This window comes from Shewanella mesophila (assembly GCF_019457515.1).
Classification (GTDB): Bacteria; Pseudomonadota; Gammaproteobacteria; order Enterobacterales; family Shewanellaceae; genus Shewanella; species Shewanella mesophila.
On the sequence record NZ_CP080421.1, the window covers coordinates 3,568,996 to 3,590,883 of the forward strand.

20 protein-coding genes are annotated in these 21,888 nt (G+C 46.5%); 12 read left to right on the forward strand and 8 right to left on the reverse strand.

All coding sequences use genetic code 11. The annotated features are described in order from the left end of the window. The first annotated feature begins 2 nt into the window (after nucleotides 1-2). The 11 genes from sfsA (at nucleotide 3) to K0I73_RS15865 (ending at nucleotide 12,561) form a co-directional block, all read left to right on the forward strand. On the forward strand, nucleotides 3-707 hold the full coding sequence (gene sfsA / locus K0I73_RS15815) for a DNA/RNA nuclease SfsA (protein WP_220062009.1): 705 nt from the start codon (nucleotides 3-5) through the stop codon (nucleotides 705-707). 159 nt (nucleotides 708-866) lie between these two features. Continuing rightward, the gene (gene dksA, locus K0I73_RS15820; RefSeq protein WP_220062010.1) at nucleotides 867-1,310 is read left to right on the forward strand and encodes an RNA polymerase-binding protein DksA; all 444 of its coding nucleotides are present in this window, start codon (nucleotides 867-869) and stop codon (nucleotides 1,308-1,310) included. A 68-nt stretch (nucleotides 1,311-1,378) separates the two neighbouring features. After that, nucleotides 1,379-2,245: a tRNA glutamyl-Q(34) synthetase GluQRS gene (gluQRS, locus tag K0I73_RS15825; RefSeq protein ID WP_220062011.1), complete on the forward strand. Its 867-nt coding sequence runs from the start codon at nucleotides 1,379-1,381 to the stop codon at nucleotides 2,243-2,245. A gap of 140 nt (nucleotides 2,246-2,385) precedes the next feature. Continuing rightward, nucleotides 2,386-3,774: a polynucleotide adenylyltransferase PcnB gene (pcnB, locus tag K0I73_RS15830; protein WP_220064422.1), complete on the forward strand. Its 1,389-nt coding sequence runs from the start codon at nucleotides 2,386-2,388 to the stop codon at nucleotides 3,772-3,774. Next, on the forward strand, nucleotides 3,774-4,262 hold the full coding sequence (gene folK, locus K0I73_RS15835) for a 2-amino-4-hydroxy-6-hydroxymethyldihydropteridine diphosphokinase (protein WP_220062012.1): 489 nt from the start codon (nucleotides 3,774-3,776) through the stop codon (nucleotides 4,260-4,262). The genes pcnB and folK overlap by 1 nt, the downstream gene beginning before the upstream one ends. 78 nt (nucleotides 4,263-4,340) lie before the next feature. After that, on the forward strand, nucleotides 4,341-5,135 hold the full coding sequence (panB, locus tag K0I73_RS15840) for a 3-methyl-2-oxobutanoate hydroxymethyltransferase (RefSeq protein ID WP_220062013.1): 795 nt from the start codon (nucleotides 4,341-4,343) through the stop codon (nucleotides 5,133-5,135). A 14-nt stretch (nucleotides 5,136-5,149) separates the two neighbouring features. Then, a complete protein-coding gene (gene panC / locus K0I73_RS15845) occupies nucleotides 5,150-5,995 on the forward strand; it encodes a pantoate--beta-alanine ligase (RefSeq protein ID WP_220062014.1) in 846 nt (281 codons plus the stop codon). Nucleotides 5,996-6,841: 846 nt separating this feature from the next. Continuing rightward, nucleotides 6,842-8,485 carry an L-lactate permease gene (locus tag K0I73_RS15850; RefSeq protein WP_220062015.1) on the forward strand — a complete coding sequence of 548 codons (1,644 nt, stop codon included), beginning with the start codon at nucleotides 6,842-6,844 and terminating at the stop codon, nucleotides 8,483-8,485. Between the two features lie 69 nt (nucleotides 8,486-8,554). Next, nucleotides 8,555-11,359: an FAD-binding and (Fe-S)-binding domain-containing protein gene (locus K0I73_RS15855; RefSeq protein WP_220062016.1), complete on the forward strand. Its 2,805-nt coding sequence runs from the start codon at nucleotides 8,555-8,557 to the stop codon at nucleotides 11,357-11,359. Between the two features lie 265 nt (nucleotides 11,360-11,624). After that, nucleotides 11,625-12,161, forward strand: a complete 537-nt coding sequence (locus K0I73_RS15860; protein ID WP_220062017.1) for a DUF4124 domain-containing protein — start codon at nucleotides 11,625-11,627, stop codon at nucleotides 12,159-12,161. Nucleotides 12,162-12,249: 88 nt separating this feature from the next. Then, nucleotides 12,250-12,561 (forward strand): DUF4144 domain-containing protein, encoded by a 312-nt coding sequence (locus K0I73_RS15865; protein WP_220062018.1) that lies wholly within the window; start codon nucleotides 12,250-12,252, stop codon nucleotides 12,559-12,561. A 50-nt stretch (nucleotides 12,562-12,611) separates the two neighbouring features. Here the strand turns inward: K0I73_RS15865 and K0I73_RS15870 are convergent, their stop codons facing one another. The 7 genes from K0I73_RS15870 to K0I73_RS15900 all read right to left on the reverse strand — a co-directional run bounded on the left by K0I73_RS15870 (nucleotide 12,612) and on the right by K0I73_RS15900 (nucleotide 20,329). After that, nucleotides 12,612-13,382, reverse strand: a complete 771-nt coding sequence (locus tag K0I73_RS15870; RefSeq protein ID WP_220064423.1) for an ABC transporter permease — start codon at nucleotides 13,380-13,382, stop codon at nucleotides 12,612-12,614. 50 nt (nucleotides 13,383-13,432) lie between these two features. Then, complete coding sequence (locus K0I73_RS15875) at nucleotides 13,433-14,371, reverse strand: ABC transporter ATP-binding protein (RefSeq protein ID WP_220062019.1); 939 nt, start codon at nucleotides 14,369-14,371, stop codon at nucleotides 13,433-13,435. A gap of 83 nt (nucleotides 14,372-14,454) precedes the next feature. After that, nucleotides 14,455-14,985: a hypoxanthine phosphoribosyltransferase gene (gene hpt, locus K0I73_RS15880; RefSeq protein ID WP_220062020.1), complete on the reverse strand. Its 531-nt coding sequence runs from the start codon at nucleotides 14,983-14,985 to the stop codon at nucleotides 14,455-14,457. A gap of 18 nt (nucleotides 14,986-15,003) precedes the next feature. After that, complete coding sequence (locus K0I73_RS15885; RefSeq protein ID WP_220062021.1) at nucleotides 15,004-15,663, reverse strand: flavin prenyltransferase UbiX; 660 nt, start codon at nucleotides 15,661-15,663, stop codon at nucleotides 15,004-15,006. A 28-nt stretch (nucleotides 15,664-15,691) separates the two neighbouring features. After that, nucleotides 15,692-17,062 carry a UDP-N-acetylmuramate:L-alanyl-gamma-D-glutamyl-meso-diaminopimelate ligase gene (gene mpl, locus K0I73_RS15890; protein WP_220064424.1) on the reverse strand — a complete coding sequence of 457 codons (1,371 nt, stop codon included), beginning with the start codon at nucleotides 17,060-17,062 and terminating at the stop codon, nucleotides 15,692-15,694. A 587-nt stretch (nucleotides 17,063-17,649) separates the two neighbouring features. Continuing rightward, complete coding sequence (locus tag K0I73_RS15895; RefSeq protein ID WP_220062022.1) at nucleotides 17,650-18,180, reverse strand: hypothetical protein; 531 nt, start codon at nucleotides 18,178-18,180, stop codon at nucleotides 17,650-17,652. Between the two features lie 757 nt (nucleotides 18,181-18,937). Further along, nucleotides 18,938-20,329, reverse strand: coding sequence for a hypothetical protein (locus tag K0I73_RS15900; RefSeq protein ID WP_220062023.1), 1,392 nt, complete (start codon nucleotides 20,327-20,329; stop codon nucleotides 18,938-18,940). 135 nt (nucleotides 20,330-20,464) lie between these two features. On the opposite strand from K0I73_RS15900, the gene K0I73_RS15905 reads away from it, so the two are divergent. After that, the gene (locus tag K0I73_RS15905; protein WP_220061777.1) at nucleotides 20,465-21,619 is read left to right on the forward strand and encodes an IS110 family RNA-guided transposase; all 1,155 of its coding nucleotides are present in this window, start codon (nucleotides 20,465-20,467) and stop codon (nucleotides 21,617-21,619) included. Between the two features lie 14 nt (nucleotides 21,620-21,633). Here K0I73_RS15905 and K0I73_RS15910 read toward each other — a convergent pair whose 3' ends face one another. Further along, nucleotides 21,634-21,792, reverse strand: coding sequence for a hypothetical protein (locus K0I73_RS15910; protein ID WP_220061778.1), 159 nt, complete (start codon nucleotides 21,790-21,792; stop codon nucleotides 21,634-21,636). Nucleotides 21,793-21,888 lie beyond the last annotated feature (96 nt).

A 21,888-nucleotide genomic window follows, 5' to 3' on the forward strand; every position in this document is an offset into this window, starting at 1 on the left:
GTATGCTTTTTAGTCCAACCTTCGAACAAGGTATCTTAATTAAACGTTACAAACGATTTTTAGCGGATGTCCAACTAAAGGATGGTTCACAGATCACCATTCATTGCCCAAATACGGGCTCGATGCGCAACTGCTTATTCCCCGGAGAAAAAGTCTGGTTCTCTACATCTGACAATCCCAAGCGAAAATACCCTCACACTTGGGAGCAAGCGCAAACCGATACTGGCGATATCATAGGTATCAACACCGGCCGAGCCAATGATCTCGCCGCCGAAGCGATCGCCGATAATGTCATCACCGAACTCGCCGGCTACGCCAATCTACGCAGAGAAGTCAAATATGGCAGCGAAAATAGTCGTATCGATCTATTGTTAGACGATCCCCAATTAGGGCTCTGCTATATAGAAGTTAAAAGTTGCACCCTGTTAGAAGAGGGTCAGGGTTACTTTCCCGACGCCGTCACCACCCGCGGACAAAAACACCTCAGAGAACTGATGGAGATGGTAGCACTAGGTCATAGGGCGGTACTGTTATTTGTAGTTCAGCATACAGGGATTGCCTCTGTTACGGCAGCGCAACATATCGATCCCCACTACAGCGAACTATTACAAAAAGCCCATCAAGCAGGCGTTGAAGTACTCGCCTATAGCACCGAAATGTCACTCCAAGGTGCCTACTTGACTAAATCCTGCCCTGTCAAACTGTAAATGAGCGGTAAAAGTTGAATAAATGCTAAATAGAGGACATAGTCAAAAGATAGATAAACCGCAGCATAAAAAATTTGCGTGGTATATAAGATTCTGATATAGATATCGGCCTTTAATGAAAGCCGCCCTACAACGCAAATGATTAACAGGAGATGCGTTATGCCTGAAGGCACTAAAAAACTTGGCGTACTCGCTATCGCAGGAGTAGATCCTTACCAGGAAAAACCCGGTGAGGAGTACATGAATGACGCTCAACTGAATCACTTCAAGAAAATTCTCGATGCATGGCGTGGTCAGCTTCGTGAAGAGGTCGACCGTACTCTTAGTCATATGCAAGATGAAGCTGCTAACTTCCCTGATCCTGTGGATCGTGCAGCTCAAGAAGAGGAGTTCAGTTTAGAACTTCGTGCACGCGACAGAGAGCGCAAACTGATCAAGAAGATCGAAAAGACACTACAGAAAATCGAAGATGATGATTTTGGTTTCTGTGACTCTTGTGGTATCGAGATCGGTATCCGTCGTCTCGAAGCGCGTCCAACAGCCGATCAGTGTATCGACTGTAAGACCCTTGCAGAGATTAAAGAAAAGCAGATGGCTGGCTAGTCTGACTTTTTAATGGAAGCGGGGTTTATCCCCGCTTTTTAGTATCCGCTTTTTGCAAAGGCTGCAACGTGCACTCTAAAGCCTACATTGGTCGTTTCGCTCCCTCGCCTTCGGGTCCTCTCCATTTTGGATCATTGATTGCTGCCCTAGGCAGTTATTTACGTGCCCGCGCGCTGCAGGGTAAGTGGTTAGTACGCATCGAAGATATCGACCCACCCCGAGAGGTTGCTGGTGCAAGCCAAGGGATCTTATCAACCTTAGAGGCTTATGGCCTGCATTGGGACGATAGCGTGCTATTTCAGAGCTCGCGTTTGGCCGATTACGAGGCTCAGCTACAGCAACTGCTTAGCCAAGATAAGGCGTACTATTGTCAATGTACCCGCAAGCAGATCCAAGCAATGGGACACAGTTACGATGGCCGATGTGGTCGGCTAACACCCGCCTTAAATGCTGGCGCAATACGTATCCGTAACACACAACCAATAGCTCAATTTACCGATCAGCTAATGGGGAAGATTAGGGTTGAGGAGGATTTTGCCAGCGAAGACTTTATTATCAAACGCCGTGATGGTCTTTATGCTTATCAATTAGCGGTCGTCATGGATGACGGAGATCAAGGGATCACCGAAGTGGTGCGCGGCTGCGATCTGCTCACATCCAGCGCCCGCCAAACGACCCTGTTTAACCTCTTTGAATATCACACACCAAATTGGCTTCATCTGCCACTAGCCTGCGCCGAACCGGGACGTAAACTGTCCAAACAAAACCATGCTCCAGCGATCGATAACCGTGCGCCACAGCAAAGCATTCAGGCAGCGCTTCGCTTCTTAGGTCAACCCAGTGTCGATATCGACACTCCAGAGATCATGCTCGCTCAAGCGGTTACGCAGTTTAATTTAGACGCGATTCCTAAGCAGCAACAGATTATACTGTAACTGTGGCACAGCCTAAACACTAACCCCATCACGAAAGCCGCACTTGAGCCCCTCCTATGGGTATACTCTTTAACCCATATTTGAGTTATGATAGCGGCCTTATTTTAACCCTTAGTTAAGATCCATGTTCGAGGTGTCCTATTTTTCGCCGTATTAGTCAATTCTGTAAGCAGCTTTTTGACGACAATCAAAACACAACAGAAACCACACAAGCGGGACTAAGCTTGGAGATCGTTGCAAGAAAAAATCATGCAATTTCTCGTAAGCAGATTAGCGAAAACGCTATAAAGGTACTCTACCGACTGCATAAAGCAGGCTTTAAAGCCTATCTTGTCGGTGGTGGGGTGCGTGACATTTTACTGGGCCTCGAACCTAAAGATTTCGACGTTGTCACCAATGCGACGCCTGAAGAGATCAAAAGATTATTTCGAAACTGTCGCCTAGTCGGTCGTCGATTCCGTCTGGCCCATATTGTCTTTGGCCGTGATGTTATCGAAGTTGCGACCCTACGTGGCCACCATGTCGACAATGAAGAGAAGATCTCCAAGGTCAATGCAGAAGGTCGACTACTGCGTGACAACGTGTACGGCACCATAGATGAAGATGCTGAGCGCCGCGACTTTACCGTTAATGCTCTCTATTACGATATCAGTGACTTTTCGATACACAGTTATGGTGGCGGATTACAAGATTTAGAATCTCGCACCCTTCGCCTGATTGGTGATCCGCAAAAGCGCTACCGTGAAGATCCGGTTCGTATGCTCAGAGCCGTGCGTTTTGCCACTAAGCTAGGGATGGACATAGATAAAGGTGCTGCCGACCCTATCTATGAACTCGCGCCACTGCTTAAAGATATTCCAGCCGCTCGCATGTATGAAGAGGTGTTGAAACTCTTCTTTAACGGTCAAGCGCAGAATAACTACACTATGATGCGTGAATATGGCTTATTTGAGCCGTTATTCCCATTAGTTGAAAATGTCTTAGTAGAAGATCCTCATGGGCCTGCCACTAAGATGAACAACGCCATCATGCGTAACACAGATCAACGGGTACTGGCCGATAAAACGGTCACCCCAGCATTCTTCTATGCGGCTATGTTATGGTATCCACTGAGTCAACGCGCCGATGATATAGCAGTAGAAAGCGGCCTAAGTACCTATGATGCATTCTATGCCGCTATGGGTGATGTGATGGAGCAGCAATGTCGCTCAATCAGTATTCCCCGTAGGTTCAGTACACCAGCAAAAGATATTTGGCAGTTACAGTTACGTTTCGACCGTAATCAAGGCACTCGCGCATTTAAGTTCATTGAGCATCCCAAATTCCGTGCTGCCTACGATCTTCTGTTACTTCGCGCCGAAGCTGAGGGTGGCAATTTAACCAAGTCGGCGGCATGGTGGAAGAGTTTCGTCGAGGGCAGCGAAGAGCAGCGCAGTGTGATCGCACGAAGCACAGCCAAAGGCAATCGCAACCGTAATAACAATCGTCGCCGCCGCTCACCGAAAAAAACCACTAAACCAGAAGAATAATGACCCAGGTTTATATCGCATTGGGGGCCAATCTTGAGTCCCCAAGACAACAGCTCGATGAAGCGGTTATCGCACTAAGTGCGCTCGCAGAAGATGCCGAAGTGCAAGTGTCTCCCTACTATCGTAGCGCGCCTATGGGGGATGTTGAGCAGCCCGACTATATCAATGCCGTTGCTTGCCTTACCACCCAATTAGCCCCGATTGAACTGCTCGACGCCTTGCAAACTATCGAGCTACAACAGGGACGAGTGCGCAATGTTCGCTGGGGGGCTAGAACCCTAGATCTCGATCTGCTGCTGTATGGCGATGAGCAACTCTCATTACCGCGATTAACTGTGCCTCACTATGGAATGAAACAACGTAGTTTCGTATTGGTGCCCCTAAGCGACTTAGCACCACAACTGATATTGCCTTGCGGTACGCCAATTAGCGCATTAATCGATGACAATCTCCGAGCCGAAGTGCAACAACTCGGCGCAGATCATTGAACTTAAGCCAGAGTTAGCTTATAAAGCACTCTACTGTGAATACAGAATCCTTTTTAAATCAGATTTAAGACCTTCATTATGTCTAAGATAACTAGCTCTACCCTGCTCAAATTTAAGCAGGAAGGAAAAAAGTTCACTTCAATCACCGCCTATGATGCCAGTTTTGCTGGTGCATTCGACAGTGAAGGAATCGATGTCCTGCTTGTTGGTGACTCATTAGGGATGGTACTTCAAGGCCATGATGACACCTTACCTGTCACCATTGAAGATATCGCCTATCACACACGCTGTGTGCGCCGTGGTATCAAACGTGCCTTACTGATAGCCGATATGCCCTTCATGAGCTACGCCACGCCTGAGCAGGCGATGACCAATGCCACGGTCTTGATGCAAGCTGGCGCTAATATGGTTAAGATCGAAGGTGGCCATTGGCTACTTGAAACCGTAACTAAACTCACCGAACGCGGCATTCCCGTCTGTGCTCATTTAGGCCTGACTCCACAGTCTGTTCATGTGTTTGGTGGTTTTAAAGTCCAAGGACGTGACGCTGATAATGCACAGCGGATCTTAGATGAAGCCAAAGCCCTCGAGGCTGCTGGCGCGCAGTTATTAGTGGTAGAGTGCATCCCGGCGGCGCTCGCTAAGACCATCGCAGAAGCGCTAACCATCCCCGTTATTGGTATTGGCGCTGGTGCCGATACCGATGGTCAGATCTTGGTCATGCATGATGTACTGGGCATTTCTAGTGGCTATATTCCTCGCTTTTCAAAGAACTATTTAGCCCAAACGGGCGAAATTCGTAGCGCCATTCGCGCTTATATTGAAGAGGTGGCAAACGGCACCTTTCCTAGCAGCGAACATACGTTTAACTAAGGTAAGTAGTAAAGATGTTTACCACTCAAGATATCGCTCAACTCCGAGAACAAGTGCGCCTTTGGAAACGCCAAGGTGAGACAGTAGCATTTGTACCAACCATGGGGAATCTGCACCTAGGCCATATTACCTTGGTAAAGGAAGCCGCTAAGCACGCAGACCATGTCGTGGTCTCTATCTTCGTTAACCCTATGCAGTTTGGTGCAAATGAAGATCTCGATGCCTATCCTCGCACCTTAGATGCAGACAAGGCGGCGTTAGTAGACGCTGGTGTAGAACTGCTATTCACCCCAACACCAGAGATCATTTACCCCAAAGGTATGGATAAGCAGACTTTCGTCGAAGTCCCGAAGATCTCAGATGAACTCTGTGGTGCTAGCCGTCCAGGTCATTTTCGTGGCGTGGCAACCATAGTCTGTAAGCTATTTAATATTGTTCAACCCGATATCGCCCTGTTTGGTAACAAAGATTTTCAGCAGCTAATGGTGATTAAAACCATGGTAGAGGATCTATCACTACCGATAGAGGTAATTGGTGTAGATACCATACGTGAGCAAACAGGTTTAGCCATGAGTTCACGCAATGGTTACTTAAGTGCAGCACAAAAGCTGCAGGCAGCCACACTTAAACAAACCATGGATGAAATGGCTGACGCGATTCGCCGCGGTGAAGCTATCCCTAATGTAGTGCAAGCTTCAGAAGCTAAATTGATGCAGGCGGGTTTTAAACCCGATTATCTGGCGGTACGTAACGCCAATAATCTCCATGAAGTCATCGAGCAAGATAGTGCCCTAGTGATCTTGGCGGCTGCCTATATGGGGACAACACGCTTGATTGATAACCTGACATTCCAGCGCTAGCCACTAAAATGAGCCAAGGGTGATCAAGTCACGACTAATTGATGGGTAACTATCACATCCCTTAGCTTGTAATTTGATCAATAAAACGAGGAGCAAGAACCTGAGCTCCTCGTCTATTCCCTTACCAGTAATGGCTACAATTCAACCAAATCTAGCCCCATTATTGCATCACGACTTTATTTTTATCTCACAAAATGGCGTTTACTCGCCCCAAATTGGTGCAGACAAAATCAGCTTCATTCTCCGAAAATCAGAAATAAAATTACCTATTTGAGAAAAATGGATAAAGTGAGCTAGATCGAGATCACATACATAATTTTTACACGGGTCTTTTGTGAAATTTTACAGATAATGACTAACTTACTGAATATTATTGGTAATACCTTTTTACCAACATATATCACCTACTACCGACAATTAACAGAGTGATTTAGATCACTCCCCCTAAAAACCAACGCTTTCATTAATGAGTTCTAAACTGAAATTATGAGATCAGATATTTCCATAAACGAGACCATTTTAGAGTAAAAACTCTCTAAAAAACACCTTCCCGAACTATACACATTGTTTTTGATTCCATTTAGTTATAACAAACTGCGCAGACCAGTGAGCCAGATCACACTTTAACGCTAGCGCAACAGACTAAGCTCACACACATTCCATCTCCTCCTACATAATCAATACAAGATGATCTAGATCATATTTGCTTTTAGTGAATTAGCGTTTAGTACGCATCAAAGCTTAATTGACCAATGAAATAATTAAGCCAACAAGCGCGGTGCTGTATCAATTGAGCCAGCCCTAACAAAAATTAGAATCCACAAGTAAAGACAGTAAGAGGCAATCATGACCCTACTTCAACTGCTCGCCAGTTTAACGCCAGTAATCAGCGTTATGCTATTTTTGGTACTATTAAAAATGCCAGCATCGCGCGCCATGCCGATCTCTATGGTAATGACAGGCTTAGCCGCCGTCTTTATCTGGCAGATGGACACCACGATACTTAGTGCATCTGTGGTCGAAGGACTACTTTCAGCCCTAACGCCGTTAACAATCATCTTCGGTGCAGTGTTCCTGCTCAACACCCTTAAATACTCCGGCGCTATGGACACCATTCGTGCTGGATTTACCAATATCAGCGGTGACGCTCGCGTACAAGTAGTTATCATCTGTTGGTTATTTGGCTCGTTCATCGAGGGGTCCGCCGGTTTTGGTACGCCTGCAGCAATCGGTGCACCACTGCTAGTACTGCTCGGTGTGCCGCCCATTGCTGCCGCCGTAGTCGCTTTGATAGCCGACTCTACCAGCGTATCGTTCGGCGCAATTGGCCTACCTGTATTATTCGGTATGGAGCAGGGCTTAATGTCTGGCGGTGTGAGTATGGCTGCAGACCAGATTGCCGAACATGGCGGTCATTTCTCTGACTATGCTCAGTTTATCGCAATGCACATGATCACTATCGATTTGATCATAGGCACCTTGATCCCATTAGTGTTGGTTTCTGTCCTGACAGGCTTCTTCGGTCGCAACAAGTCATTTAAGGAAGGCCTAGCCATATGGAAGTTTGCCCTCTTTGCAGGTTTAGCATTTACTGTTCCAGCTTGGTTAATCAACTTCTTCGCAGGCCCAGAGTTCCCATCAGTTATCGGTGCACTCGTCGGTATGGCCTTAGTTATTCCTGTTGCTCGTAAAGGCTATTTACTACCAGCAAAACCATGGAATGATTTTGCCGAAAACGACAACCAAGAGCAAAACAAAATAGAGACTAAAGCTCATTTTTCTCAAGTTGCTGCATGGACGCCATATATCATAATGGCGGCACTACTAGTGCTTTCTCGCACCGTAGCCCCACTAAAATCTTGGTTAACTAGCTTCAACATCAGCTGGACAGGTTTACTCGGCACAGAACTTAAAGCTGGCTTCGCCACGCTTTATGCGCCAGGCGCCTTCTTCGTTCTTGTCTGTATCCTTGGTTTCTTCCTGTTTAAGATGAAATCCCCAGCAATCAAAGAGTCTTTCACCGTCTCTTGCAAGTCAATGCTACCAACGATTATCTCTCTAGGCGCTTCGGTTCCTATGGTGAAGATCTTCCTAAACTCAGGCGCAAACGAATCAGGTTTAGCCTCTATGCCTGTGGCACTAGCCGATATGCTAGCTGGCTCTATGGGCGCAGTATGGGCTTGGATGTCACCGATAGTGGGTATCTTCGGTGCATTCCTATCTGGCTCCGCAACCTTCTCCAACATGATGTTCTCTGGTCTACAATATAGCGTAGCCGACAACATTGGCATGAACCACGCGGTCGTTCTCGCGCTTCAAGGCATAGGTGCTAACGCGGGTAACATGATGTGTGTGATGAACGTGGTCGCTGCTGCAACCGTTGTTGGTATGGCAGGTAGAGAATCTGAAATCATTCGTAAAACCATGCCTATTGCGCTTGGTTATGCCTTAGTCGCCGGTACGATTGCGACCGTGTGGGGCGGTTTCTAAGTATAAATTCTCAGGGAGGTGAGCAAATCATTGCTCACCTTTTACCCGTTCAAAATAAAGAGTAATCTCATGTCGATTAACTATTCAGCTGTTGTCGCAGATTTAAGAGCAAAACTAGGCCAAGATGCGGTCACCGATGATGCGGTGCGCCGTTTTGCCTGGTCAACCGATGCCAGTTATTTCCGTATTGTTCCTGAAGTGGTCGTACACGCAGAAACACTAGAGCAAGCTAAGCAAACTCTCGAGGTTGCGCGTGCTCATCAGGCTCCTATTACCTTCCGCGCCGCAGGTACCAGTTTATCGGGTCAGGCGATCGGTGAAGGTATTTTGTTGATCTTAGGCCATGATGGTTTTAGAAAAATTACTATCAGCGAAGATAAACAAAAGATCTCATTGGGGGCGGCCGTTATCGGTAGCGATGCTAACTTGGCGCTGAAGCCATTTAGTAAAAAAATCGGTCCCGACCCAGCAACCTTAGCCTCGGCGATGGTCGGCGGTATCGTAGCCAATAACGCTTCGGGTATGTGTTGTGGTACGGCGCAAAACAGCTATCAAACCATCTCATCAGCCAAACTACTGTTTGCCGATGGCACCGAGCTTGATACTGGTTGTGAGAAATCAAAAGCAGCCTTTGCTGCCAGCCATAAAGACCTACTTAACGAGTTGACCGAATTAAGCCAATTGACTCGTAATAACGAAGTGTTAGCTAACCGTATTCGTAAAAAGTTCTCAATAAAAAATACCACAGGCTACAGCATTAACGCCTTGGTTGATTTCGCCGATCCATTCGATTTAATCAACCACTTAATCGTGGGATCAGAAGGTACCCTTGCATTCGTAGAGGAAGTGACCTACGACACAGTTGAAGAAGCTAAGTTTAAAGCGTCTGCCATGGCGGTATTTTACAACATGGTCGATGCGGCAAGTGCGATTCCGCCGATTAAGTGCGACAGTGTTGCAGCAGCTGAGCTACTGGACTGGGCGTCCATTAAGTCAGTTACTGGCAAGAAAGGGATGCCAGAGTGGTTAAGCGAACTCCCTGAAGGCGCAGCAATTCTACTGATTGAATCCCGTGCTAACGATGAAGAAACCCTCAACCGTTACACTCAAGATGTGATCGCTAAGCTCGCCCATCTAGAAACTGAGCGCCCAATCACCTTCAGTAACGACCCTGAGGTTTATAGCAAATACTGGGCAATGCGTTCAGGTTTGTTCCCCATCATTGGTGGTGAACGTCCAAAAGGGACTTCGGTTATTATCGAAGATGTCGCGTTTGAGCTACAACATTTAGCCAACGCAGCGAGCGATCTAACCGCACTATTCCATAAACATGGTTACCCTGAAGGGGTGATCTATGGTCATGCGCTAGCGGGTAACTTCCACTTTATTATTACCCCAACCTTCGCCTCGCAAGAAGATATCAACCGTTTCCACGCCTTCATGCAAGACGTGGCCGAGATGGTTATCGACAAGTATGATGGTTCAATGAAGGCTGAGCATGGTACTGGCCGTGCGGTAGCGCCATTTGTCGAGATGGAATGGGGTGCTGACGCTTATACCTTAATGAAGCGCATCAAGCATATCTTCGATCCGCAAGGGCTACTTAACCCAGGCGTGATACTTAACAACGACGCCAATGTGCACGTGAAGAATATCAAGCCTTGTCCTGTGGTCGATGACTATGTCGATAAGTGTATCGAGTGTGGTTTCTGCGAAAAAACCTGTCCAACCTCGGCGCTTAACTTCACGCCGCGTCAGCGTATTGCGACCTTACGTGAAATTGCTCGTCTCGAAGCCTCGGGTGATAAGCAAGCGGCAGAAGAGATGCGCGCAGCCGCCAAGTATGATGTCGTTGATACCTGCGCCGCCTGTCAGCTATGTACCATTGCCTGCCCAGTTGACAACAGCATGGGTAATCTGGTGCGTAAGCTACGTACCCCTTATATCACCACCACTGAGCAGAAAGTACTGGATTTCCAAGCCAAACATTTTGGCGCGGTAAACCAAGTGATCAGCACAGGTTTCAACATACTCAACATCATTCATAAAGTGACCGGTGACAGCGTGACTAACGGGCTGATGAACGTTGGTCGTATGGTGTCTAAAGAGGTACCTTATTGGAACCCTGACTTTGCTAAGGGTGCTAACCTGCCTACCCCTTCGCCAATCAACCCAGACAAGGAAACCGTGGTCTACTTCCCAGCATGTGGCGGTCGAACTTTCGGGCCAACACCGCTAGATCCAGACAATCGCACCCTACCAGATGTCGTGGTGACGCTACTTGAACGCGCAGGCTACAACGTCGTGACGCCAGATAATACTCGTCACCTATGCTGCGGCCAGATGTGGGAATCAAAAGGTGACTTTAAAAACGCCGATGCTAAACGCGATGAGCTAATCGATGCTCTAAGCGCACTGAGCGAAAACGGCAAAGTCCCGGTAGTGGTCGATGCACTATCTTGTACATACCGCACACTAACAGGTAACCCTAAGGTTGAGATCACCGACTTAGTCGAGTTTATGCACGACAAGATTTTGCCTAAGCTGACCTTCACCAAGAAGGTCAACATCGCGCTGCACTTTGGTTGTAGTGCGCGTAAAATGAAGCTTGAGCCTAAGATGCAAGCGTTAGCCGACGCCTGTAGTGCTGGCGTTAAGCTACCTGAAGGTATCGAGTGTTGTGGTTATGCTGGCGAGAAAGGCTTGTACAAGCCAGAGATGAACGCTAGTGCCCTGCGCAACATTAAGAAACTGATCCCTGTCGATATCAAAGAGGGCTATTACGCTAACCGTATGTGTGAAGTGGGTCTGTCACATCACAGCGGTATCTCTTATCGTCACTTGGCTTATCTTCTAGAAGAATGTAGCCGTTAGTCACAAATTAGGTTTTAAATAACCCCACCCAAGCAAACTCCGCGATATGAACTGATTTCATATCGCGGTTTTTTATTTCTGGCCTCATTTGCCGTTATTACAGTTATTTAACGTTACAAATACTGGTGTTAATGACCGACTTGCGCCATAGTAAGGGGGTTTACTAGGCGAAATAGGGATGTGCGGCGCTGCCGATAAATTTCTCCCATCGACTAATATGATCACTAAACTGTCTTTTTTAGGCTGATAGAGGATATATCGCCAAATGGGAAAACTGCTCCTGACCCTCACTTTCATGATGCTATCTATGGGTGCCCATGCTAATAGTATTTATAAGTGTATAAAAGGAGACAAAATTGTCTTCAGCCAGTCATCTTGCCCTAAAGAGTTTCGCCAACATGAAATTCAGTATCAACTTGGGATCACCACTGAAACCGACACAGATAAAAAGCGCCAATCGGTCGACCCACTGCAAGCTCTGCTCACTAAAAACACCATCTCGAAAGAGAAACTATTGCTACTTATCGGTAGTGAGATCTATCGTCTCAAGCAGGAAAACAGCTATTACGAGATCTTACGCGCCAGTGAAAAACAGAAGCTTGATCGCAAGCGTTATTGGCAGAAGCAGGCTAAAGACGATCCTGAATTCATAACCAAAATCGATGAGATGAATGCCCATTTCGATAATTTGATTCAGATTAACCTTGAAGCGATAGACGTACTAAAACAGCATCAAGCTAAGATCCAAGCCGAATCGACCGAAGATGAAAAGCCGAGTCCCGCCTCAGAAGCTAAGCAGTAACAATACCAAGATATATTCATTAAGCTTGGGTAACTTTAGTTGCCCCAAATAATAGGTAACTTCAGTTGCCCAAATAACAGGTAACCTAATGCTACAGTGGCCGATACTCATCAAGCATCCACAACAACCCCAGTTACAACTGATTGAGCACTTAGCTCAATGGCAGCAAGAAACGCTTCACCTATCCCCACAAGAGTTGCAGATCATAGATAGCCAAGGCATGAGTTATCACTGGAGGGGATCGCAATTTCAGCTTGCAGCTGAGCAGATGACGCTAGCGACTATTATCGACTGGGTACGCGCCCATGCTAGCCTTAATGGCCACTGTTGTACGGCCAAACTTGGGGCTAACAGTATCGCCCAAGTGTTCGATATGATGCGGTATTTAGAGGATATCTAGTTCCTAGGAGCTAAAGCCTAGAAACTAGATAGAAGAAGTGATATCTGCAACTAGGTGCGCAGGCCTATACCTCGGCTGATCAGGTAATACGCAACCGCCCATAGCGCGCTGCAAAAGCCCACCATAATGGCTATCGATAACGGAATGCTGATATCGGCGTAGCCTAAGAAACCATAGCGAAATACGTTAATCATATAGACCACAGGGTTAAGCTGCGACACCCCTTGCCAAAACTCAGGCAACAGGCTCAGCGAATAGAACACCCCGCCCAGATAGGTCAGTGGCGTTAACACAAAGGTGGGCACTATGCTGATATCATCATAGCTCTTAGCAAATACCGCATTAATCAGTCCACCAAGGGCAAACAAAATCGCGGTAAGTAGCACGGTAAGCGCCACAAGCCCCGCATGGTGCAAGCTAATATCGACAAAGAACATCGCCACTAAGGTAACTATGGTGCCGACACACAAACCGCGAGCCACTCCGCCCCCAACATAGCCAGCAATCATCACATAGTGAGGCACAGGCGCAACAATCAACTCTTCGAGGTTACGCTGAAACTTAGCACTAAAAAACGAGGAAGCAACGTTAGAATAGGATGCGGTGATCACCGACATCATGATAAGACCCGGGGCAATAAACTCCATATAGGTAACGCCGCCCATCTCACCGATGCGCTTACCGACTAAGTTACCAAAAATGAGAAAATACAAGGTCATAGAGATCGCGGGCGGTACTAAGGTTTGCACCCAAATACGGGTAAAACGGGTGATCTCTTTGATCAAGATACTCTTAAATGCGGTGAAATAGACATGCTTCATGTTCGCACCCTGGGTCGCGTCTGTACTCAGCTGATTATTCATCTCTTTACTCATTGCGCAGCCCCCTTACCCTTCTCAACCAACTCAACAAATAGCTCCTCTAAACGGTTCGCCTTATTGCGCATCGATAACACCTCGATCCCTTGCTCACTGAGCTGAGCAAACACACTGTTGATACTATGCTCTTTGGCCACATCAACCTCTAAGGTGTGCGGATCGGTTAAGCGACAATTGATCCCAGAGATCTCGGGGGCTTGATTAAGATCCTCGCGCAGATCAAACACGAAGGTTTCCATGTTCAAGCGGCTTAACAAGGATTTCATGCTGGTGCACTCAACCAATACCCCTTTATCGATAATGCCGATATTGCGGCACAGCATCTCGGCTTCTTCAAGGTAGTGAGTGGTCAAGATAATAGTAACGCCTTGTTGATTTAGCTCGGTTAAAAAAGTCCACATCGAGCGACGTAGCTCAATATCAACCCCAGCCGTCGGCTCATCGAGGATCAGCAGTTTTGGCTCATGCATTAAGGCGCGAGCGATCATCAATCGACGCTTCATGCCGCCCGATAATGCGCGGGCTGGGGAGTTACGCTTCTCCCATAAATCGAGTTGACTTAGATACTTCTCCGCTCGCTGCAATGCCACTTCACGTGACACACCAAAGTAACCAGCCTGATTGACCACGATCTGCTGCACGGTTTCAAACTGATTGAAATTAAACTCTTGCGGCACTAAGCCTATCGACATCTTGGCTAACTCAAGATGAGTATCGATATCGTGCTCGAACACCTTTACCTTACCAGCGCTTTTCTGCACCAAGGAACAGATAATACCAATGGTGGTCGACTTACCCGCCCCGTTAGGGCCTAACAGGGCAAAGAAATCCCCGGCGTTAACCTTAAGGCTTATTCCTTTTACCGCTTCGACGCCGCCCTTATAGGTTTTCTTGAGCGAGTCGATGACTAAAGCATATGGCTCGTTGGTCATTACTTACTTCCGTTAGTTGGGTTAAACACAAAACAAAAACTCCCGCACAGGGCAGGAGTTATAGATCTAATTTACACTCGAACTTAATCGAGTGGCACCACTTTAGCGATATACGGCAAGTTGCGATACTGCTCCGCATAATCGATACCATAGCCAACGATAAACTCGTCAGGAATAGTAAAACCGATAAAATCGACATGTACGTCCACTTCGCGGCGCTCAGGCTTATCGAGCAGGGTACACAGCGTCAGACTCTTTGGTCCACGCAGCATCAACATCTCTCGCACCTTGTTCAAGGTATTACCAGAATCGATAAGATCTTCGACGATCAATACATCGCGACCTTCGATATCCGACTGCACATCTTTAAGGATCTTCACATCTCGTGAGCTGCTCATCGCGTTGCCATAGCTAGATACCGACATAAAATCGATCTCCACATGGCCTTTGATACGACGACAAAGATCGGCCATAAAGACCACAGAACCTTTTAATAAACCCACCATTAATAAGCGCTCGCTATTGGCGTAATGCGCATTAATCTGCTCTGCTAGGATATCCAGTTGTTGCTCAATCTCATCTGCGGAGATCATCACTTCGATGGTGTGTTTCATACTACTCTCAAAATTGTATTAATTGTCGCTATTGCTGGCACTGTGCTTATCATAGCCCCAACGCTTAGTTAACGCGTGGTCGACGCCCAGATGATCTAAAATCCGAGCGACCATGAAGTCTACCAGATCTTCGACCGATTTGGGATCATGATAAAACCCCGGTGCGGCGGGCATAATGGTCGCACCTAGCTTAGAGAGCGACAACATGTGCTCTAAGTGTATGCTGCTAAAAGGAGTTTCCCTAGGTACCAAAATTAACTGACCACGCTCTTTTATTACTACATCCGCAGCACGTTCTAACAAACTGTTGCTCATTCCGGTTGCAACCGCCGCCAAGGTGCCCGTGCTGCAGGGGCAGATCACCATCTGCTTAGGCGCTGCCGAGCCCGATGCCGGCGGCGAGAACCACTCCTCTTTGCCAAGCACGTGCAGTTCACCGCTAATATCTATTCCCTTTTCCGCAAACAAGGTTAGTAACTGGACCTTGGCTTTATCGCCATTGGCGCTGAGTTGCAAACCATGCTCCGTCGCCAACACGACCCGCGCGGCACTCGATATCATCAAGAACACTTGATAGTCGGCCACCAGCAAACACTCTAGCAACTTAAGCCCGTAAGGGGCGCCCGAGGCCCCAGTCCACGCTAAACTGATCGCTTTAGCCTTCTTTGGATAATTCATATAAATCTCTTCAATGCTAGCTCATAGCTTATTTTAGCCTTTGTAACAGCTTACCGTGTAAGCCACCAAAGCCGCCGTTACTCATTACAATAATGGTATCACCAGGTTTGGCCTCGCTAGCGACCGCCTCGACCACATCTTCTATTTGATATAACACAGCCACAGGCAGTGTCGCTTTAGCCATTGCCGCCTCAACATCCCAATCGATATTATCGGCCTGATACAAAAACGCGGCATCGGCGAGGGCCATAGATCCCGCCAACGTCGCTTTATGCACGCCACGCTTCATGGTGTTCGATCGTGGCTCAAGCACCACTAAAATACGCCCCTCACCCACTTTAGCTCGGCATCCCTGCAAGGTCGTGGCTATCGCAGTTGGATGGTGGGCAAAATCATCATATACCTCTATGTCATTAGCCGTACCAATCAACTCCATTCGGCGTTTGGGCGGGGCAAACTTGGCTAACGCCTCTATGGCCGCTTGAGGCTTAACGCCCACATGACGCGCCGCGGCGATCGCCATGGTGGCATTTTCCACATTGTGCTGACCAATCAACTGCCAATCTAAGATGCCTTGGGACTCGCCCTCGAAGAACAGCTCGAACCTGTGGCCATCTTCATTCAAAAGCTCAGTGTGCCAGCCCGTATTGGCCGTATTAACACTATAGGTTTCCTGCTCACTCCAGCAGCCCATGTCGATCACTTCGCGCACGGCAATGCTATCGCTTGGCCAGATAACCTTGCCTTGCCCCGGTACCGTACGTATTACGTGATTAAACTGACGTTGGATCGCTTTTAAATCATCGAAAATGTCGGCGTGATCGAATTCGAGATTATTGATCACTAAGGTACGTGGCTGGTAGTGAACAAACTTAGAACGCTTATCGAAAAACGCGCTGTCATATTCATCGGCCTCGACCACAAAAAAGGGCGAGCCACCAAGACGCGCCGACACACCAAAGTTTTGCGGTACGCCGCCAATCAAGAAGCCTGGCTCGTAGCCGCAATCTTGTAAAATCCACGCCAACATACTCGAGGTTGAGGTTTTACCGTGAGTCCCCGATACCGCCAACACCCAGCGATTGGTCAGAATATGTTCGGCTAAAAACTGCGGCCCCGAGGTGTACTTGAGGCCACGATTGAGTACCGCCTCAACACACGGATTGCCGCGACTCATGGCATTACCTATCACCACCAGATCCGGCGCATCATCTTCATTGTGTCCTAGCTGGCTAGGATCAAAACCTTGGATCAGTTCAATACCCTGCTCTTCGAGCTGAGTGCTCATCGGCGGATAGACGTTGGCATCGCTGCCAGTCACCTTGTGACCATTGGCTCTGGCAAGCAGTGCAAGGCCACCCATAAAGGTGCCGCAGATGCCAAGAATATGTACATGCATGGGGTTGGCTCTAGATGAGGAATAATCTGTCGGTATTCTATCGATTTGGGATGCCATTGTCAGTTAACAATACTTTAAATAACTATTTGAATTCTGGCTGGAGCCACTAGGAAGTGGTTTTCAAACTGCGTTTGAATGGCTGACGCCGAGAGTGCGGCCTTGCGGCCGAAGGGGATTTTCCAAACTCCGTTTGGAGCAACGTCGTGGGATTCCATCCCACACCCGGGCAAAAGGGGGATCAACAGCAATCCCCCCTCTTGCATCTCCCCGTGTCGCCCCAGACGAAGTTGTTATCCCTACGTGGCTATTTGAAAATGACTGACGCTTCCGATGGGGCGTCTGATAGGCAGGATGCCTGAATGTCTTGAAGTGCATGGATGCACGAGAAAGACCAAGCCCCCCGAAAGCTAGCCTCACATCCATGTGAGTCTCACGACCCTTTTGTTTGATAAAGAGCCTGCTATCCACTCCAGCAACTTCGATGGGGACTTGTCGTAGCCTCTACCTGCAACCTCACTAACTAGAACAAACTTAACTCTGACCCAACTTTTCATTTATAAGTATCATTAGTGATCGGGCGCAACGCTTCAAGCAGAGGCGCCAGCTTTGCTGGCGTCCTGCTGCCTTGACTTGTTATGCATTACTTCACTGGAAAGCTCTGGAGTAACTACTGGGAAAAGCAACTCAACTCCAAGCTGGTATATATGAAGTGCAACATACCATAGCAACAATGCTGAAACTCCAATCAATACATATATATCTAGTTGATCGAACTTTAGAAAGTAAGTTACATCATAGAACTGTTGGAGAAATGCACCCTCAAGCAAAGAACAAGCAGTCGTCGAAACGGCCATGTATGTGCCGATAGTTAATGATATATCGATAGGCAAAAAACCACTTTTAACTAATAGGCTACGACTACTATTTTGAGACTGTACTTTCAAAGAATGTGTAAAAACGATAATTCCTATCGCCATATTAAGAAATATTTTCAGGTACCCCTTTTCAAGTATCAGCCGCACTGTACCCATCGCTATATCTTGATAAAAGTAAGCGACTGTCGCCAATGCGGCTACAAATATGATTGAAATACCAGAGCTAAAATCAAATTTCCTCATGATAGGCTCCGATTGAAGGAATCTATAGCTAGCGATTCTTTCTTATCGGCCTCATTACCAAGAAGAGCCCCTAGGGCTCCTCCGATTAGTACCCCAGGCATTCCACCGAAAAGCCCAAGAGCGCTGCCAATGACGGTTGAAACAGGAGTATTATCATTAGACTTCTCTGCGTTAACTTGCGAAATATGATAGGTAGTTCCATCAACAGAAAAGTAAGCCCCACCTAGCTTTTGAGCAAGTTCATTCCTTGATACGGCGACTATATTTAAGTACCGTTTTTTTCCGTTCATATCACTAATGTATAGCTTCATAATTCATGTCTATTCTGTGCATAACGGTCGTGGTTCACGAGCCGAAGGTCTCGTGTAACGGGTTGTTCTTTAACTTTCGGAGAGAGGAGGTTATCGCAACTCAATCCGTGAGTTTATATTCCATGCCCTTGGGGCTTAATTGATGCCCCCTGCGGCGTGAGGGAAGCATCGCTTCTTTACTTGAAATCAATTGCAGGTCTCTTTGAAAGCTTCGCTTTACGAGCCTTAGCAAGTGCCTTCAAGCTATCATAAATGAGGCGTTTCTTCCATCGCGTTTGGCTCTATCTATTCCTTCGGCTAGACTTAAATATCACTTCTTTTTTGCTGAAAATCGTCTACCGCAGGTCAAGAACGCCTTACTAATGGGCGCATAAATGCTTGGCTAAAATTAGCGACGAAGGTGCGCAAGCCTAGCGTTTTGCGTCCTTTTGAGTAACTTGTTAGTTTTATTCGAATGTAGGTACTGTTGGCAAACCACACCATGATGCGACTTTGTTATATTTTTTAACTAAGTCTACCGCAACTTCGTAGCCTTGCTGAGTTGCGTCAACAGCTTTGCGTATTGAGCTATTTTCATCTAGCAAGCTATCCACAAAACGGGAGAATTTCGCCATTGCCGACGACTTTCTTACAACGTCTGTATTTTGCTCAGCTTCAATTCTTTCTAACGCTGAAGTTAAATCAGAGATTGGCAATGCAACATCATCATCTTTTGAGAGAAGTTCTTGTAGCTCACTCAAACAGCCCAAGCTTTCTGATACGTCTGAATTGACCGTAATAGCGATGTGATTTTGGATGCAAGGATTAACTTGAACATTAATGGGAACTGATTCACGTTGAAGTCCTAATCCAACCATTGAGAGAAGGGAGTCAACACGAGCTTCACTTGTTTGCAATTTCTGGTTTTGCAGTAGCATTATATCTTGCTGAGACTCGATACGGGCTTTTGCCACCCGTAGTTCACTACGCAAATCCAAAACTAGTTTATCGTTATTTGTGAATTTAGATGCTGACTCCTTACCTGTCATTATCTGCTCATACTCGTGTAATGCTTTCTCGATAACTTCTGAATTTCCATCCTCAGACTCTACAATCATTCTGACATTCATTCCACGTTGTTCAATTTTCACGGTGGCATCTTGATCAGGATAGTTTTGACTTAGATATGAAGAGAAAAAGTTAAGAATACCAACGCCAGCCTGATGATACTCAGGTGGAAATTCTATACTTTTATTTATAACTACATTTTTAGGCTCGTGGTTAGGAACATGCTCGGATTCGATTTCATGTACTGCCGTTTCGAGAAGTTGAGGATGCTTTGAGTAACCAATGATAACAAATGGAATACCCAAACTAAGTGGAGACAGCATCTCAAGTTGTTCTAAATAGTGCTCAAAAGATGTTCTTCGACTCATAGGTCGATTCCTATCGTTTTCTGGCATAGAGTCTTCCATGGGCACAACAAGTATTGCTACTTCACACACGTCATGACGCACAGCCATGTTCGCATAGTTGTATAGCCACCGATTAAGAAACTCAGGATTATTAAAACCAATCTGTGCAGCTAAGCCATTGCTAGTCGGCCCCGCAAATCTTACCGAAACCTTTCTTCCCGTGTTACTAAAAATACTTTTTTCGGACAAGTCCCAACCTTGATCGAAAAGTGCTTTTTCCCAGGTTTCTCTATAAGAAAAAGAAGATAACTTTCGTTCTTCCACCAAAGTGACGTTTCCATTGACATAATTTTCTATTGCCAATTGAAGAGATTCCAACTCTGCTGTTTTGTGGTGGCAGATTTTTTCCCACGCACCCATGAAACTAATGACACTATGTATCAAATTATACTCCTAGCCATAATTATAAAACTAGACATAATGACTCCCCACAAAGATGCTGATCTCCAATCAATCGTGGGTTAGCTGAAAGTCAGAGCCATACTAGTTTTGTTCATAAACTAAAAATTGGAGATCAGCATGAAACAACATAGCACACTTTTTATTGGCCTTGATACGCATAAAGAATTCGTTGAAGTTGCTTATATTGAAGAACAACGTGGAGCGCAAGCCGTTCATTACGGTAGAGTTTCTAGTGCGAAGGCCTCAATCACCAAACTCGCTCAACAATTCCAATCAAAATATCCTAACGCTATATTGCATTTCGTCTACGAAGCTGGACCTTGTGGCTATTGGGTTTATCGCTTACTCACAAGCCTTGGTCATTGTTGCTATGTAATAGCTCCTTCTCTAGTTCCTAAAAAGCCTGGGGAGAAGGTCAAAACGGATAAGCGAGATGCGCTTAAATTAGCAAAGTTACTTAAATCTGAAGACTTAACCCCAATATATGTACCAGAGCCAGAAGATGAAGCTATCCGTGACTTATCACGTGCGCGAGAAACGGCAATGAAAGATTTAAAAGATGCCAAATATCAGCTCAAAGCGCTGCTATTACGAAATAATATCAACTATAAAGGCACCGCTAACTGGTCACTACAACATTTACGCTGGTTAACAGAACTCATCTTGCCCCATCCTAGTCAACAGATTGTCTTACAAGAATATTTACAAACCATTACCGAACGCCTATCAAGGCTTAAGCGGCTCGATAATGAATTGGAACATCATGTAAAGAATTGGCGCTATTATCCTGTTGTGAAAGCAATCCAAGCTCTTAGAGGTGTAAGGCTGTTAGTGGCTACCGGAGTGATTGCTGAACTAGGAGATCTCACCCGGTTTGATCACCCTAGAAAACTGATGAGCTATCTGGGGTTAGTACCTTCAGAACATTCAAGCGGCGGGAAACGGCATATTGGAGCCATCACAAAATGCGGTAATAGCCGTGCTCGCCGATTATTAGTAGAAGGTGCTCATACTTACCGTTACTCAGCTAACATCTCAACGGATTTACAAAAACGACAAGAAGGCTTACCAAAGCAGATTATTGATATCGCATGGCAAGCGCAATTAAGGTTATGCAGACGCTATCAACGATTAATGTATAAAGGTAAACACTACAATGTCGTCGTGACGGCTATTGCACGAGAGATGATTGCTTATATTTGGGCTATTGCAAGAGAAGTGGTGTTAGTACAAGTTGACCCTAAATTACGGATAGCGAGAGTTCCTGCATGAGTAACGATTTTGAGTTAATGCGGTTGATTAGGCATCGGGTGTGGCACAACCACCGACGGCGTTAGGATGGCAATACGGCTAATCCTGTATTGAACCACGAACATAGACTGACGACAGGTGCCACGACGGATCAAGTAAGGTAGGCGCTGCTTATTGAAAAATGAGTAATCCACGGACCCAGCATGACAACCGACGAAAGTACTTGCCTCATCGTCTGCATTAACTCAATCCCATAGGGGGTAAACTAAAATTGGCTTAAAAATTTAGGC